Here is a 14,844-nt window from a genome sequence, read left to right on the forward strand (position 1 = left end):
GAGCCACCGGAAAAGCGGTTGCCGCCACACCCCTCCCACGACCAGCATGCACCGTATGCACCGGAGGGGGGAGCGCAGGTGAGCGCGCGGCTGCGCGGTATCGCGCGGGAGACCGAAGCCGTCGTCGAGGCCGGGCACTATCGCAACGCCGCAGGTCACGCGGTGTCCATCGAGCGCGCCGTGGCGGCCGCCCGCTCCGGCACCCGGCTCTACGGCCCCGAGCCGGTGCCCGTGACCGCCCTGGCCACCGACCGGACGCCCCGCTTCGAGGTCACCGGCGAGAGCAGCCTGCGGGCGGCCCGGCGGATGGCCGAGGAGGCCCCCGGAAAGGTCGCCGTGCTCAGCTACGCCTCCGCCCGCAACCCCGGCGGCGGCTACCTGAACGGCGCCCAGGCCCAGGAGGAGGCCCTCTGCCGGGGCTCGGCCCTTCACACCACCCTGCTGCGCGCTCCCGCGTACTACGCGCACCACCGCGCCGACCGCAGCCCCTTCTACACCGACCGGGTGATCCACTCGCCCGGCGTCCCCGTCTTCCGCGACGACCGGGGCGGCTTCCTCGACACCCCGTACGAGGCCGGATTCCTGACCTCCCCGGCGCCCAACGCCGGAGTGATCCGGCGGCAGGTCATCGAGGAGGCCCACCGCGTCCCCGCCGCCCTGGCCGCCCGCGCCGAACGGGTCCTGGAGGTCGCCGCCGCCGGGGGCTACCGCAGGCTCGTGCTGGGCGCCTGGGGCTGCGGGGTCTTCCGGAACGACCCGGTCCAGGTGGCGGCGGCGTTCGGGGCGCTGCTCGTCGGGGACGGCCGGTTCGGTGCCCACTTCGAACAGATCGTGTTCGGCATCCTCGACCGCACCCCCGACTCACCGGTCCGGGCGGCCTTCACCCGGACCTTCGGGGCCGGGGAACGGTAGGCGGGGCGGGACGAGCCCTCCGGGGCCCTGCCCGCCCGGCCGCCGATCCCGGAGCGGTCCGCCGGCCGGTACGGGCCCCGGCCCCGCCAGGTGCCCGGCCCGGCGAGGCTGCGCCGACCGGGCCGATACGGGCGGGAGCCGTGAGCTCCCGCCCGCCCCGGACCCCGCCGCGCGGCCACTAGCTCCAGCCGTACCGCTCCCGCAGCCGCCCGGTGACGGTGTCGAACCGGTCGCGGTCCAGCGCGCACGCCTCACGCCGCATCCCGTCCTCGTGGACCCGCAGCACCCGGTCCAGATCGACCCAGGACGGCCGTCCGGAGCTGTCCCAGGGACCGGCGCCCAGCGCCACCCACTCGTGGTCCATGTCGTGCTGCTTGCTGGAGAGCTGGACGGCGAGCAGGGTGCCCGCCGCCTCCCGCGCGACGACGAGAACCGGCCGGTCCTTGCCGCGCCCGTCGTTCTCCTCGAACGGCACCCAGGTCCAGACGATCTCGCCCGGATCCGGGTCGCCGTCGCGGTCGGGGGCGTACGAGGTGCGGACCGGGCCCACCGCGTGGGGATCGGCCTGGACGGTGGCGGTCGGACCGGTGCTGCCGGGGAGTACGGACGGGCTGTCGGTGCGCTCTGCGCTGTGGTGGAACGTCATCGCCACACCGTATGACCTGCGGGGCCCCGGACGGGGAGCGGGGGCGTCCGGCGGGCCCCCGGCGAGCCGCCGCGCGAGCGTGCCCCCGGGGCACCGGCCGGTCCGGCGGATCTGGAAGACTGCCGCTCGCCATGAGCCAGTTACCCAAGCAGCCCACCGAAGTCTCCGTACCGACCAGCGCCGATGTGGCGCGCCTCGCCGGAGTGTCCCGGGCCACCGTGTCGTACGTCCTGAACAACAACGCCGCCGTCCGGATCAGCGAACCCACCCGGCACCGCGTCAGGGAGGCCGCCACCCAGCTCGGTTACGTCCCGCACGCCGCCGCCCGCAGTCTGCGCGCCGGACACAGCCGCCTGGTCCTGCTGCCCTCCGGGCACATACCCTCCGGCCCCCTCCACCAGCACTTCTTCCAGGAACTCCAGGCGGGGCTGCGCCGCCTGGACTACACCGTCGTCCAGTACGGCAGCGCCGGCCTCGCGGACGACGAGGCGGTACGGGCCTGGGCCGAACTGCGGCCGGTCGCCGTCGTCGTACCGCCGGGCATCACCCTCACCCCGCACGGCACGGACGTCCTCACCCGTTCCGGCGCCAAAGCGGTGATCACCCTGGGCCCGGAGCCGGTGGCGGGCGCCCACGGGCTGGTCATGGACCAGCGGCGGGTCGGCGCCAGCGCGGTCGCCCATCTGCTGGCGCGCGGCCGCCGCCGCATCGGGGTGGTGATGCCCCGGGAGCCGGGCCTCACGCCGTTCTCCGAACCCCGCCTCGCCGGAGCCCGGCAGACGGCCGAACCGGCCGGGGCCCGGGTGCACCCCCTGCCGCTCGGCTACGAGGAGGAGTCGGCGGCGGAACTCGCGGGGCGCTGGAGGGAGTTGGGGCTGGACGCGGTGTTCGCGTACAACGACGAGTACGCCATGCTGCTGATGCGCGCGCTCCAGGACGCGGGCGTCGCGATACCCGGCGACACGGCGGTGATCGGGGCGGACGACCTCCTGCTCGGCAGGCTGCTGCGGCCCCGGCTGAGCACGGTCCGGATGGAGCTGGCCATGGACCAGCCGCTGGCCGAGACGATCGACCGGCTCGTCCACCACCCGGGCACCGCCCCCGTCCACCAGGACCTGCTGCGCACCGGCGCCGTGCACCGCGACTCCAGCTGACCGCCCCGGCGCGACGACATGCGCGGCCAGCTGCGGATGTCTAGCGTCGGGACCATGAGCCACCCGCAGAGTTACGAACTCCTCCTGATCCCCGACCACAGCCGGACGCGGACCGGAGCCCCCGGACGTCCGCTCCGCTCGGCCGTCGTCTCCGCCACCGGGAAGACGGGGGCCTCGGGCTACCCCCGGTACACCGGGGAGGGCATGGAGGCGGACATCGACCCGGAGACCCGCACGGTGGAGGCCGTGCTGGTCGACGGCGAGGAACTGGACCCGGGCATGTCGGTGCAGGTGGCCGACGGAGTGCGCCCGACGGGCTGAACACGCCGGAGCCCGGACGCGTCCGCCGACGCCCGGACGCGCCGAATCCGCCGCGGGCCCGGCACCCCGGGCCCGTACGGCGGCGAAACGGCGATCAGAAGGCCGGGCGGGCGCCTACTGGGGCTCGGACTGCCCCTGCTGCCCGGCCTCCGCCGCCCGCTTCTGCTCCTCGACGGACTTGCGGACCTCGTCCATGTCCAGGTTCCGGGCCTGGCCGATGACGTCCTCCAGGGCGGCCTCCGGCAGAGCACCCGGCTGCGCGAAGACGGCCACGTTGTCCCGGACGATCATCAGCGTCGGGATCGACCGGATGTCGAAGGCGGCGGCCAGCTCCTGCTGCGCCTCCGTGTCGACCTTCGCGAAGACGAGGTCCGGGTGGCGCTCGGACGCCGAGTCGTAGACCGGCGCGAACTGTCGGCAGGGGCCGCACCAGGAAGCCCAGAAGTCGATCAGGACGAAGTCGTTGTCGCTGACGACCTGATCGAAGTTTTCCTTGGTCAGCTCTACGGTGCTCATTCCTGCTACCTCTTCCTGTGCCGGGTTCGGTCCGTCCGGCACAACGGTGACGGCATGTGCGCTATTCCGCCTGCCCGTGTGGCCAGGGCGCACACCCGCGAGGACACTGTTTCCATGAATGCTTCCGAGTACGACGTGGTGGTCATCGGCGCAGGTCCGGTGGGGGAGAACGTGGCCGACCGGGCCCGCGCGGCCGGGCTCGCCACGGCCGTGGTGGAGTCCGAGCTGATCGGCGGCGAATGCTCGTACTGGGCCTGCATGCCGAGCAAGGCCCTGCTGCGCCCCGTGGTCGCCCGCGCCGACGCCCGCCGCGTCCCGGGCCTCGGCGCCGCCGTGCAGGGCCCCCTCGACGTCCCGGCGGTCCTGGCCCACCGGGACGAGATGACGAGCCACTGGAAGGACGACGGACAGGTCGGCTGGCTGGAGGGCATCGGAGCCGACATCCACCGGGGCACGGGCCGCCTCACCGGCCCCCGCGAGGTCACCGTCACCGCCCCCGACGGCACCGAGCACCGCCTCACCGCCCGCCACGCCGTCGCCGTGTGCACCGGTACGCGGGCCGTCGTCCCCGACCTCCCCGGCATCGCGGAGGCCCGCCCCTGGACCAGCCGCGAGGCCACCAGCGCCGAGCGGGTGCCCGGTCGGCTCGTGGTCGTCGGCGGGGGAGTGGTCGGCGTGGAGATGGCCACGGTCTGGCAGGCCCTGGGCGCCCGGGTGACCCTGCTGATCCGGGGCGGCGGCCTGCTCCCGAAGATGGAGCCCTTCGCCGGCGAGCTGGTGGCCGAGGCGCTGACGGAGGCCGGGGCCACGATCCGTACCGGAGTCTCCGTCACCGCCGTCGAGCGCCCCGCACCGGACGGCCCGGTGACCGCCGTCCTGGACGACGGCACCCGCGTCGAGGCCGACGAGATCCTCTTCGCCACGGGCCGGGCCCCGCGCACCGACGACCTGGGCCTGGAGACGGTCGGCCTGGAGCCCGGCTCCTGGCTCACGGTGGACGACAGCTGCCGCGTCGAGGACACCGACTGGCTGTACGCCGTCGGGGACGTCAACCACCGCGCCCTCCTCACTCACCAGGGCAAGTACCAGGCGCGCATCGCGGGCGCCGCCATTGCCGCCCGAGCCCGGCAGTCCCCGCCCCTGGACACGTCCCCCTGGGGCCCCCACACGGCCACCGCCGACCACCGGGCCGTCCCCCAGGTCGTCTTCACCGACCCCGAGGCCGCCTCCGTCGGCCTCACCTTCGCCGAGGCCGAACACGCGGGCCACCGCGTCCGTGCCGTCGACTACGACCTCGCCTCGGTCGCCGGCGCCGGCCTCTACGCCGACGGCTACCGGGGCCGCGCCCGCATGATCGTGGACCTGGACCGCGAGATCCTCCTCGGCGTCACCTTCGTCGGCCCCGGCATCGGCGAACTCCTCCACTCCGCGACCGTGGCGGTCGCGGGAGAGGTCCCCGTCGACCGGCTGTGGCACGCGGTTCCGGCGTACCCGACGATCAGCGAGGTGTGGCTGCGGCTGCTGGAGACGTACCGGGGGTGAGGGCGAACGGCCGGGACGCGCCGTAACCGTGAAGCGACCACCAACGCCTGTGCACCTCGGAAGGCCCGCCGGTGCTTCCGCCGACCAGCCGGGGTCGACCGACAATGCAGCGGCCTGTGCTCTGCCCCGACCCCCGCGCATCGTTTCCGCACCTCTGATCCAGTAGCCCTCGACGCCCCTGCGAGAGCGACACCGCAACGTCGAACCGTTCATTCTCGGCTGGTGGTGAGAGTCTTGGGGGCCTCATGGGGGAACGTCGCGTCGCCATTACCGGAATCGGTGTGGTCGCACCGGGAGGCACCGGGACCAAGGCGTTCTGGGAGCGCATCGTCTCCGGGGTGCCCGCCACCCGGGGCATCACGGCCTTCGACCCGGGGCCCTTCCGCTCGCGGATCGCCGCCGAGTGCGATTTCGACCCGCATCAGGCCGGGCTGACCCGGCCGGAGACCGAACGGTTCGACCGGGCCGCGCAGATGCTCATGATCGCCACGCGGGAGGCGATGGCCGGGAGCGCACTGCTGATCGGCCCCGACGAGGCCTACCGGGTCGGCGTCAGCATAGGCAACGCGGTCGGGCTGACCCAGCAGTTGGAGCACGAGTACCGGCGCCTCAGCGGCGACGGACAGCGGTGGGTCGTGAATCCCGCACCGGCCTCACCGCATCTCTACGACTACTTCGTGCCGAGTTCCCTGTCGGCCGAGGTCGCGTGGGAGATCGGGGCCGAAGGGCCCAACGCTGTCGTCTCCGCAGGCTGTACCTCGGGCATCGACGCCATCGGACACGCCTGCGACCTGATCCGCGAGGGCGCCGCGGACGTCATGGTCGCGGGCGGCACCGACGCGCCGATCGCCCCCATCACCGTCGCCTGCTTCGACGCGATCAAGGCGACCTCGCCCCGCAACGACGAACCCACCAGTGCGTCCCGTCCCTTCGACCGGACCCGCAACGGATTCGTCCTCGGGGAGGGCGCGGCGGTCCTGGTCCTGGAGTCGCTGGAGCATGCACGCCGCCGGGGTGCGCACGTCCACGCGGAGATCGCGGGCCACGCCTCGCACGGCAATGCCCACCACATGACGGGACTGCGCCCCGACGGGCGGGAGATGGCCGGCGCCATCACCTCCGCACTCCACCGCGCCCGTCTCGACCCCACGGCGGTCGACTATGTCAACGCCCACGGCACGGCCACCCAGCAGAACGACCGGCACGAGACCGCGGCATTCAAGCGGAGCCTCGGGGAGCACGCCCGTACCGTGCCCATCAGCTCGATCAAGGCGGTCGTCGGGCACTCGCTCGGGGCGATCGGGGCCATCGAGGTGGCCGCCTGCGCGCTCGCCCTGGAGCACCACGTCGTACCGCCGACGGCCAACCTCCACCACCCCGATCCCCAGCTGGACCTGGACTACGTGCCGCTGACCGCCCGCGAACAGCCGCTGGAGACGGTTCTGACCGTGGCCAGCGGGTTCGGCGGATTCCAGAGCGCCATGGTGCTCACCGACGCCGACAGGGGGACCGCGTGACCACGGCCGTAGTGACCGGGACGGGCGTCATCGCCCCCAACGGGCTGGGAACCGAGGCGTTCTGGGCGGCGACCCTGAGCGGCCGGGACACCATCGAGCCCATCGACAGGTACGACAGCACCGCGTTCGGCTGCCGGCTCGCCGGGCAGGTGAGGGACTTCGACGCCGCCCACCACCTGCCCGGCAGACTGATCCCCCAGACCGACCGCATGACTCAGTTCGCGCTCACCGCGGCCGACTGGGCGATCGCCGACAGCGCGATCGACACCGAGGGGATGTCACGCCTCGACCTGGGTGTGGTCACCGCGGCCGGGGCCGGCGGTTTCGACTTCGGCCAGCGGGAGTTGCAGAACCTCTGGGCCGATGGTCCGGGCCACGTGAGTGCCTATATGTCGTTCGCCTGGTTCTACGCGGTCAACACCGGCCAGATCTCCATCCGCCACGATCTGCGCGGTCCGGCCGGAGTGCTCGTCGCCGAACAGGCGGGCGGCATCGATGCCATCGCCGGCGCGCGCCGGGCCATCCGCAACGGTGCCGCCATGATGCTCACCGGCGGCATGGAGTCCTCCCTGTGCCCGTACGGCATGGCCGCCCGCAATGCCGGCGGACGGCTCTCCACCCGTGACGACCGGGGCCGGGCCTACCTCCCCTTCGACCCGGATGCCAGCGGGCAGGTGCCGGGGGAGGGGGGCGCGATCCTCGTGCTGGAGGACGCCGCCCTCGCCCGTGGGCGCGGTGCGGTGATCCAGGGCGAGATCGTGGGATACGGCACCGCCTTCGATCCGCCGCCCGGCTCCGGACGCCCCGACAACCTCGGCCGTGCCATCCGTACCGCACTCCGCGACGCGGAGCTCACCCCGGCCGACATCGACGTGGTCTTCGCCGACGCCGACGGCTCTCCCGAACGGGACCGGGCCGAGGCCGCCGCGCTGACCGCGGTCTTCGGTCCCCGGGGCGTACCGGTCACCGCACCCAAGACCATGATCGGCCGACTCTGTTCGGGTGGCGCCCCGCTCGACGTCGTCCTCGCGCTGCTCGCCGTCCGCGACGGCGTCATCCCCCCGACCACCAGGGTCACCACCGACCACGACATCGACCTCGTCCGCGACGGACCCCGGGCATTCACCGGGGACACCGCGCTGGTGCTGGCGCGCGGACACAACGGATTCAACAGCGCCCTGATCGTCACAGGGCGACGAAAGGACTCTCGATGACCGAGCTGACGCTGACCGAACTGACCGACATCCTGCGCGAGTGCGCCGGTGAGGACGAGGCGCTGACCGACTACGAGGGGGACGTCGGGGAGGCGGAACTGGAATCCCTGGGATACGACTCGCTGGCCCTGATGGAGGCGGCGAGCCGTGTGAAGCGGGAGTACGGAGTCGAACTCTCCGATGGCGGACTCGCGGAGATCCGTACGCTCCATCAGTTCGTGACCGCCGTCAACGAGCACCTGGCCTCCGCCGCGGCGGGGCGGGCCGGCTGACGGGACGGCGATGGACGATCTCTACCTTGCGGCGACCGGCAGTTGGCTGCCCCCGCGCGTGCTGATCGAGGACGCGGTGGCCGACGGCCGGTGCCCCGCGCCCCTCGCCCGCACCACGGGCATGGCGTCGGTCGCCGTGGCGGGCGAGGAGTCCGCTCCGGACATGGCCGTCCGCGCGGCGCGCCAGGCCCTGGAACGCTCCGGTGCGGGGCCCTCCGACATCGACCTGGTGCTGCACGCCAGCTTCTTCCACCAGGGCCACGACCTCTGGGCGCCGGCCTCGTACGTCCAGCGGGCGGCGGTCGGCAACCACTGCCCCGCCATGGAGGTGAGACAGGTTTCCAACGGCGGCATGGCCGCACTCGAACTGGCCTCCGCCTACCTCGCCGTCGCTCCCGCGCGGACGGCCGCCCTGATCACCACGGGCGACAAGTTCTGCCCTCCCGGCTTCGACCGCTGGCGCAGCGATCCCGGCACGGTGTACGCCGACGGGGGAACCGCCCTCGTGCTCTCCCGCCGGGAGGGCTTCGCCCGGCTGTGCAGCCTGGTCACTGTCTCCGCACCCGAGCTGGAAGGGATGCACCGCGGCGACGACCCGTTCGGACCCGCGCCGTTCAGCCACCGCCCCCAGGTGGACCTCGACGCCTGCAAACGCGCCTTCCTCGCCGAAACGGGCTCCTCCTACGCGGTTGCCCGGGTGGGGGCCGCCCAGGACGCCGCGGTCAAGGGCGCTCTGGCCGCGGCCCGGCTCGAACTCGGTGACATCGACCGCTTCGCCCTGCCCCACCTCGGCCGACGCCGGCTCCAGGCGGGGTACTTCGGCAGGTTCGACCTCGATCCCGAGCGGACGACCTGGCCGTGGAGCCGCGGGGTGGGCCACCTCGGCGCGGGAGACCCGATCGCCGGGCTGGACCACCTCGTCGTCAGCGGGGCCCTCGACGCCGGGGACACCTGTCTGCTCGTGAGCGTCGGCGCCGGATTCAGCTGGTCCTGTGCCGTGATCGAACTACTGCGGCGCCCCGTTTGGGCGGAGCGCACATGAGAGGGGAGTGGGGACGTTGGCAGCCGGGCGATCTACTGTGCTTCTCCTGCCGGGGCAGGGGGCACAGCACCTCAGGATGGCCGCCGGCCTGTTCGGGGCCGATCCCGTGTTCACGGCAGCCATGGAGGAGGTCTTCACCGCGTTGGGGGCGGAAGGGGAGCGGCTCAGGGGGGACTGGCTCGCCGAAAAGCCGGCCGTCGAACTCGACCACGTGAGCCGTTCCCAGCCCCTGCTGTTCGCCGTCGACCATGCTCTGGGCCGACTCGTGCTGAGCTGGGGCGTGCGGCCCCGTGCGGTGCTCGGGCACAGCATCGGCGAGTTGGCGGGGGCGGTGCTGGCAGGGGTGTTCACCCTGTCGGACGCCGTCGCCCTGATGCGCGACCGCATCCGCCTGCTGAGCGACGGCCCGCCGGGCGGGATGCTCGCCGTCGCGGCGTCGCCGCGGGAAGTGGAACCCTTCCTCGGCGGCGACGTCGTCATCGGCGCCTACAACGCTCCCCGGCAGACCGTGCTGGCGGGGCCGGATCCGGCGTTGGAGAAGACGGGGGAGGAGCTGCTGGCGGCCGACTTCACCTGTCGGCGGGTTCCGTCGCTGAGCCCGTTCCACAGCCCCGTGCTCGCCCCCGCCGTCGCAGGTTCGACGGAGCTGATCGCCGCGCTCCCGGTCCGGCCTCCCCGGATCACCCTCCACTCCTGTTACACGGCTCTCCCGCTGCGCCCCGAAGAGGCCGCGGACCCCGGGTACTGGGCCGCCCAGCCCGTCGCCCCCGTACGGTTCTGGCCCGCCCTGGACGCGTTGCTCGCCGATGGTGACGCGGTACTGGTGGAGACCGGGCCGGGACAGGGGCTCTCCCAGCTGGCCCGGCGCCACCCGGCCGTACGGTCGGGGCGCAGCGTGGTCGTGTCCCTGCTGCCCGCCCGCCCCGGGCCGCCCGAGCGGGACCGCGCGTCGGTGGCCGCCGCCAGGGAGGCCCTGGTCGGGCCGGGTGCGGCCCCGGAACCCGGCAGGTGAGGGGACCGGGCCGGGCGCTACCGGCGTACCGCCGCCGTGACGTAGCGCACCGGGGTGTCGATGGTCAGCGGCCCGTCACCGTCCCGCATCGCGTCGAGGGCGGTGATCAACCGTTCGCGCAGCCGTCGGCTCTCGGCCTCGGGCAGGTGCGTCCACAGCAGCCTCATGCCCTGGGTGTGGGACCAGTCCACCCATGCCTCGCCCGATGCCGCCGTCAGCTCCACCGGCTCGTCGGCTACCTCGACACCGGTGAACCCCGCGGCTTCCATCGTCCGACGCAGGTCGGCGGGGATGGAGAGCCAGCTGTTGAAACGGCGCTGCAACGCCTCGGGCTGCCAATGGGGTGGCAGGTCGCTCAGCAGGGAGCGCGGGATGAGGTCGGTGAACACCGGCGGCAGGAAGGGGAAGGTGTCGTCGGAGAAGACGGGACTGGTGAAGGCGATGCGTCCGCCGTCCCGCAGCAGTCCGGCATGGCGGGCGAGCGCTCCGGGCGCGTCGGGCAGGAAGATCACGCTGTAGCTGCCCGTGACCAGATCGAAGGAGCGGGCGGGCAGGTCGGGGCGTTCCCCGTCCATCACCCGTGCCTCCACCTGGTCGGCGCCCTGGCGTGTGGCCTCCCGGCGGGCCTCCTCGACCATCGCCGGGGAGATGTCGATGCCCAGCACCGATCCTGTGGGCCCCACCTGTTCGGCCGCGGGGAAGAGCGCGGCGCCCCGTCCGCAGCCGATGTCCAGGACCCGCTCGCCGGGCGCCGGCTTCGCCCGCTCGATCAACCGGCGCCCCATCGGGGTGAAGAACTCGACCCCCAGCCGGTCGTACCGTGCCGCCGCGTGCTCGAAGGCCCGGGTGACCTCCGCCTTGTAGGCCGAATCATCCAGATTTCCCGTGTCGTCCTCTGTCACTCCCATGGGGGCAGCATGCAGACGACGTCTCGTACCGGTGTCGCGCCCGCCTTGAGCCCGCCTCGACGGCCCTTACAGCCGGGCCCCAGGAGTTGGACAGGGCCGCTGCCTAGCGTGACGCCCGTACCGGACGGACGACGGGGGAAGGAACGGTGTTCACGTTGGGCGAGTTGACGCGGCGCGGCGTACTGAGAGGAACTGCTGCTGCCGGCGGCGCCGCTGCTCTGACCGGCCTGGGGGCACAGAGCGTTCGGGCCACACCGTCCGCGATGACCTGCGCACCGGTCACGGGACCGGTGACCGTGGGCCGCACGGATCCGAGATTCATCAACCTCAACACCAGCTACAACAGCCGTTTCACACCCGATCCGGAGACCTTCGCACTGGTCTGGTCGGGCGAGCAGGTGGTGGCGGCGATCGACCAGGCCGTACGTACCGGCAAGCGGATCGCCGTCCGCAGCGGCGGCCACTGCTACGAGGACTTCGTGACCAGCGCCGACGTCGCTGTCGTGCTGGACATCTCACCGTTGAACAAGGTCTCGTTCGACACCGGGCACCAGGCGTTCTCGGTGGAGTCCGGTGCCACCCTCGGCGAGGTCTACAAGGCGCTCTACTACGGCTGGGGAGTCACGATCCCCGGCGGGAGCTGCCCCAGCGTGGGCATCGGCGGCCACATCGCCGGTGGCGGCTACGGCTCCCTCTCCCGTGAGCACGGCATGGTCGTGGACCACCTCTACGGTGTGGAGGCCGTGGTCGTGGACCGGTCGGGCAGGGCGCGCAGGGTCGTGGCCACCCGTCGGCCCGACGACCCCAACCGAGACCTGTGGTGGGCCCACACCGGCGGGGGCGGCGGCAACTTCGGAGTGGTCCTGCGCTATCTGCTGCGTTCCCCGGGGGTGCGCAGCCGCGACCCCGCGATGCTGCTGCCCCGGCCGCCCGAGTCCTCCGTGGGCCGCACGCTCACCTGGCAGTGGGACGACATCGGCGAGCAGGCGTTCACCACGCTCGTGCGCGACCACGGCCGCTGGCACGAGCGGAATCCGAAGACCAAGGTGGGCAGCGCGCTCTCGCTGCCCCACCGCACCGCGGGAGAGTTCCAGCTCCTCGTCGGGGCCGACACCGGACGAGCCGAAGCGGACCGGCTGATGGACGACTTCATCAGGGTCGTCACCGCCGGCGTCGGCGTCGCACCCACGGTCGAGCACGCGGAACAGGCATGGCTGCCGGAGACCCTGAACTCCGAGACCCACCCGGGCGGCACTCCCTTCAAGTCAAAGGCGAGCTTCCTGCGCAGAAGGTGGACCGACCGTCAGATCGCCACCATCCACAGGTACCTGAGCGACGGCCACCGCTGGGGAGCCTCCGTCTACCTCAACTCCTTCGGCGGGAAGATCAACTCCGTCGCCCCCTCGGCGACCGCCTTCCCCCACCGCGACTCCCTCTTCAGCGTCTCCTACGACCTCTACTACGACGACCCCGCCAACACGGGCGAGCTGGAATGGATGCGCCGCTTCTACCAGGAGGTGTTCGACGACACCGGGGGCGTTCCCGTACCGAACGCCGACAACAGCGGCTGCTACATCAACTATCCGGACGCCGACCTCGCAGACCCCCGCTGGAACACCTCCGACGTGCCCTGGTCCACCCTCTACTACCGGGACAACTACCCGAGGCTCCAGCGGGCCAAGGCACGCTGGGACCCGCGCGGCGTCTTCGGACACGCGCTCTCGGTCCGTCCTCCGTCCCGCTGATGGAGATCATCGGGACCGGATTCCTCGCCCGGCACCTCCGGCCGCTCGTCGACGCGCACCCGCGGGTGACCGTCCTCGCGGCCGGGGTACCGCGCCATCCCCTGCCGGACTCCGAGCACCGCCGTGAGGAGCAGCTGGTCCGCAACACCCTGGAGCACTGCCGCTCCCGGGGGCGGACGATGGTCTTCTTCTCCACCGTCAGCATGTACGGATCGCCCGGCTGCCGGGGCCGCGAGGACGAACCGGTCGTCCCCGCTCTCCCCTACGGACAGCACAAACTCGGCCTGGAGAAGATCGTCCGGGACGCGGGCGTACGCCATCTCGTGCTCCGGCTCGGCTATGTGACGGGGCCGGGCGAGCCCGGGTACCGGCTGCTCCCCGTCCTCGTCCGCCGGCTCCGCGAAGGCCGCGTCACCGTCCAGCGCGGCGCCCGCCGGGACATGCTGCACGTGGAGGAGTTCGTCGCCGCATTGGACCTGCTGCTCACCGCGGGCGCGGTCGACGAGGTGATCAATCTGGCCTCCGGGGACTGCACAGACATCAGCGACGTCATCGACCACCTGGAACTGCGCCTGGGACTGAGCGCCGAACGCGTACCCGCCGACGACACCGTCTCGCACTGCCCCTCGGTGGACAAGCTCCACCGGATCGTGCCCGAAGTGGCCGAACTGGGCTTCGGGCCGGGCTACTTCCGTACCGCTATCGACCGGTATCTCGCGACGGCCGACCGCGCGGATCCGTGACACCGAGGAGAACGACACCATGCCCCCTCACGCCGCCAGCCGTCCGCCCCTCTGCGACCTCGGAGCACCGATCACCGCAGAGGGCGCCCGGCTGCTGGAGATCATCGGCCGCCATCTGCCGCACATCGCGGACGGGGCCGCCGAGCACGACCGCGCCGGCACCTTTCCCGAGGACGTGTTCCGGGCACTGCGGGACGACGGAGTCCTCGCCGCGACCGTGCCCGTAGAGTTCGGCGGTCTCGGTGTCAGCAGCGTCCACGACATCTGCCTGGCCATCATGCGGATCGCCGAGGCCGACGCCTCCACCGCACTCTCCCTGCACATGCAGCTCTGCCGGGGCATCACCATGTCCTACGAGCGAGAGCACTCCACTCCCTCCGGGCAGGCGCTCGCCGAGCGCATCCTCACCCTGATGGGCACCGGTGACGCGGTGATCGGCGGCGCCCTCAAGGACGGTCGGCGGACCACCGAACTGCGCCCGGCGGCCCGGGGCGGCTGGCTGCTCTCCGGCGCCAAGATCCTCGTCAGCATGGCCCCCGTGGCCACGCACTTCGTTGTCGCGGCCCCCACCCGGCCCACCACCGGGCCCGATCGGCTCGCCGCCGCCTTCCTCTCCGCCGGCACCGCGGGACTGAGCGTGCCGGACGACTGGGACGGCATGGGAATGCGGGCCTCGGCCAGCTCCTCCGTGGTCTTCGACGACTGTCCGGTCCCCGAGGAGGACCTCTTCCTGCGCGGCCCGGTCGGCGAGGTCGACCACGCGGCTTTCGCCGGCCAGACGGTCAGCTCGATCGGCCTGCTCGGCGTGTACGCGGGGATAGCCCAGTCGGCGCGGGACATCGCGGTTGCCGGGGTGCGCAGCCGGGGCGGCACCCCGGCGAGTGCCGTGCGCACCCTCGTCGCCGAGATGGACGTCAAGCTCTACACGCTGCGGTCCGCCCTGGCGGCCGCTCTCATCAGCACCGAGTACCACGGGCAGCGCACCGAGGGTGACCCCGCCGAGCGAGGACGCCGGATGATGGCCCCCTTCCAGCAGGCCAAACTGGTGGTGAACCGCTGTGCCTCCGGCATCGTCGAGGACTGCATGACACTGGCGGGAGGCGCGTCGTTCACCGCGGGGCATCCGCTCGGCCGACGGCATCGCGACGTCCGCGCCGGATGGTTCATGCAGCCGTTCACCTACGCCGACGCGATCGACCACCTCAGCGCCTGGGCGCTGGAGCCCGACCGGCGCGGGTAGTACCCCGGGTGCCCGCGATGCGCGACGGCCCCGGGAGACCACTCCCGGGGCCGTCGCGTC

General features: G+C 72.7%; 15 protein-coding genes. 12 read left to right on the forward strand and 3 right to left on the reverse strand.

The window, feature by feature from the left end; all coding sequences use genetic code 11:
* Positions 1-78 precede the first annotated feature (78 nt).
* Positions 79-912, forward strand: a complete 834-nt coding sequence (locus ACQ9ZG_RS31225) for a TIGR02452 family protein (RefSeq protein WP_109915732.1) — start codon at positions 79-81, stop codon at positions 910-912.
* A gap of 178 nt (positions 913-1,090) precedes the next feature.
* Here the strand turns inward: ACQ9ZG_RS31225 and ACQ9ZG_RS31230 are convergent, their stop codons facing one another.
* Positions 1,091-1,558, reverse strand: coding sequence for a type II toxin-antitoxin system PemK/MazF family toxin (locus tag ACQ9ZG_RS31230; protein ID WP_109915731.1), 468 nt, complete (start codon positions 1,556-1,558; stop codon positions 1,091-1,093).
* Positions 1,559-1,689: 131 nt separating this feature from the next.
* Here ACQ9ZG_RS31230 and ACQ9ZG_RS31235 point away from each other — a divergent pair, with 131 nt between their 5' ends.
* The gene (locus tag ACQ9ZG_RS31235) at positions 1,690-2,712 is read left to right on the forward strand and encodes a LacI family DNA-binding transcriptional regulator (RefSeq protein ID WP_386697515.1); all 1,023 of its coding nucleotides are present in this window, start codon (positions 1,690-1,692) and stop codon (positions 2,710-2,712) included.
* Positions 2,713-2,766: 54 nt separating this feature from the next.
* The gene (locus ACQ9ZG_RS31240) at positions 2,767-3,033 is read left to right on the forward strand and encodes a hypothetical protein (RefSeq protein WP_028417987.1); all 267 of its coding nucleotides are present in this window, start codon (positions 2,767-2,769) and stop codon (positions 3,031-3,033) included.
* 114 nt (positions 3,034-3,147) lie between these two features.
* On the opposite strand, the gene trxA is transcribed toward ACQ9ZG_RS31240, so the two are convergent.
* Positions 3,148-3,549 (reverse strand): thioredoxin, encoded by a 402-nt coding sequence (trxA, locus tag ACQ9ZG_RS31245; RefSeq protein WP_018487455.1) that lies wholly within the window; start codon positions 3,547-3,549, stop codon positions 3,148-3,150.
* Positions 3,550-3,663: 114 nt separating this feature from the next.
* Between trxA and ACQ9ZG_RS31250 the strand changes: the two genes are divergently transcribed.
* From ACQ9ZG_RS31250 to ACQ9ZG_RS31275, 6 genes are all read left to right on the forward strand, one after another.
* A complete protein-coding gene (locus ACQ9ZG_RS31250) occupies positions 3,664-5,091 on the forward strand; it encodes a dihydrolipoyl dehydrogenase family protein (protein ID WP_499281468.1) in 1,428 nt (475 codons plus the stop codon).
* Between the two features lie 245 nt (positions 5,092-5,336).
* Positions 5,337-6,608: a beta-ketoacyl-[acyl-carrier-protein] synthase family protein gene (locus ACQ9ZG_RS31255; RefSeq protein ID WP_109915912.1), complete on the forward strand. Its 1,272-nt coding sequence runs from the start codon at positions 5,337-5,339 to the stop codon at positions 6,606-6,608.
* On the forward strand, positions 6,605-7,822 hold the full coding sequence (locus ACQ9ZG_RS31260) for a ketosynthase chain-length factor (protein WP_109915913.1): 1,218 nt from the start codon (positions 6,605-6,607) through the stop codon (positions 7,820-7,822). The genes ACQ9ZG_RS31255 and ACQ9ZG_RS31260 overlap by 4 nt, the downstream gene beginning before the upstream one ends.
* Positions 7,819-8,094, forward strand: a complete 276-nt coding sequence (locus ACQ9ZG_RS31265) for an acyl carrier protein (RefSeq protein ID WP_018487459.1) — start codon at positions 7,819-7,821, stop codon at positions 8,092-8,094. Before ACQ9ZG_RS31260 ends, ACQ9ZG_RS31265 begins: the two co-directional genes overlap by 4 nt.
* Positions 8,095-8,104: 10 nt before the next feature.
* Positions 8,105-9,136 (forward strand): ketoacyl-ACP synthase III family protein, encoded by a 1,032-nt coding sequence (locus ACQ9ZG_RS31270; protein ID WP_109915915.1) that lies wholly within the window; start codon positions 8,105-8,107, stop codon positions 9,134-9,136.
* 76 nt (positions 9,137-9,212) lie between these two features.
* Positions 9,213-10,148: an acyltransferase domain-containing protein gene (locus ACQ9ZG_RS31275; protein ID WP_499281469.1), complete on the forward strand. Its 936-nt coding sequence runs from the start codon at positions 9,213-9,215 to the stop codon at positions 10,146-10,148.
* Positions 10,149-10,165: 17 nt separating this feature from the next.
* Here ACQ9ZG_RS31275 and ACQ9ZG_RS31280 read toward each other — a convergent pair whose 3' ends face one another.
* Positions 10,166-11,056, reverse strand: coding sequence for a class I SAM-dependent methyltransferase (locus ACQ9ZG_RS31280; RefSeq protein WP_375138281.1), 891 nt, complete (start codon positions 11,054-11,056; stop codon positions 10,166-10,168).
* Between the two features lie 263 nt (positions 11,057-11,319).
* On the opposite strand from ACQ9ZG_RS31280, the gene ACQ9ZG_RS31285 reads away from it, so the two are divergent.
* The 3 genes from ACQ9ZG_RS31285 to ACQ9ZG_RS31295 are packed head-to-tail and all read left to right on the forward strand — an operon-like array spanning position 11,320 to position 14,784.
* Positions 11,320-12,801 carry an FAD-binding oxidoreductase gene (locus tag ACQ9ZG_RS31285; RefSeq protein WP_109914792.1) on the forward strand — a complete coding sequence of 494 codons (1,482 nt, stop codon included), beginning with the start codon at positions 11,320-11,322 and terminating at the stop codon, positions 12,799-12,801.
* A complete protein-coding gene (locus tag ACQ9ZG_RS31290; protein WP_109914791.1) occupies positions 12,801-13,544 on the forward strand; it encodes an NAD-dependent epimerase/dehydratase family protein in 744 nt (247 codons plus the stop codon). The genes ACQ9ZG_RS31285 and ACQ9ZG_RS31290 overlap by 1 nt, the downstream gene beginning before the upstream one ends.
* A 19-nt stretch (positions 13,545-13,563) precedes the next feature.
* Positions 13,564-14,784, forward strand: a complete 1,221-nt coding sequence (locus tag ACQ9ZG_RS31295) for an acyl-CoA dehydrogenase family protein (RefSeq protein ID WP_109914790.1) — start codon at positions 13,564-13,566, stop codon at positions 14,782-14,784.
* The last annotated feature ends 60 nt before the right edge of the window (positions 14,785-14,844 follow it).

This window comes from Streptomyces araujoniae (assembly GCF_050871195.1).
In the GTDB taxonomy this organism is placed as follows: domain Bacteria; phylum Actinomycetota; class Actinomycetes; order Streptomycetales; family Streptomycetaceae; genus Streptomyces; species Streptomyces bacillaris.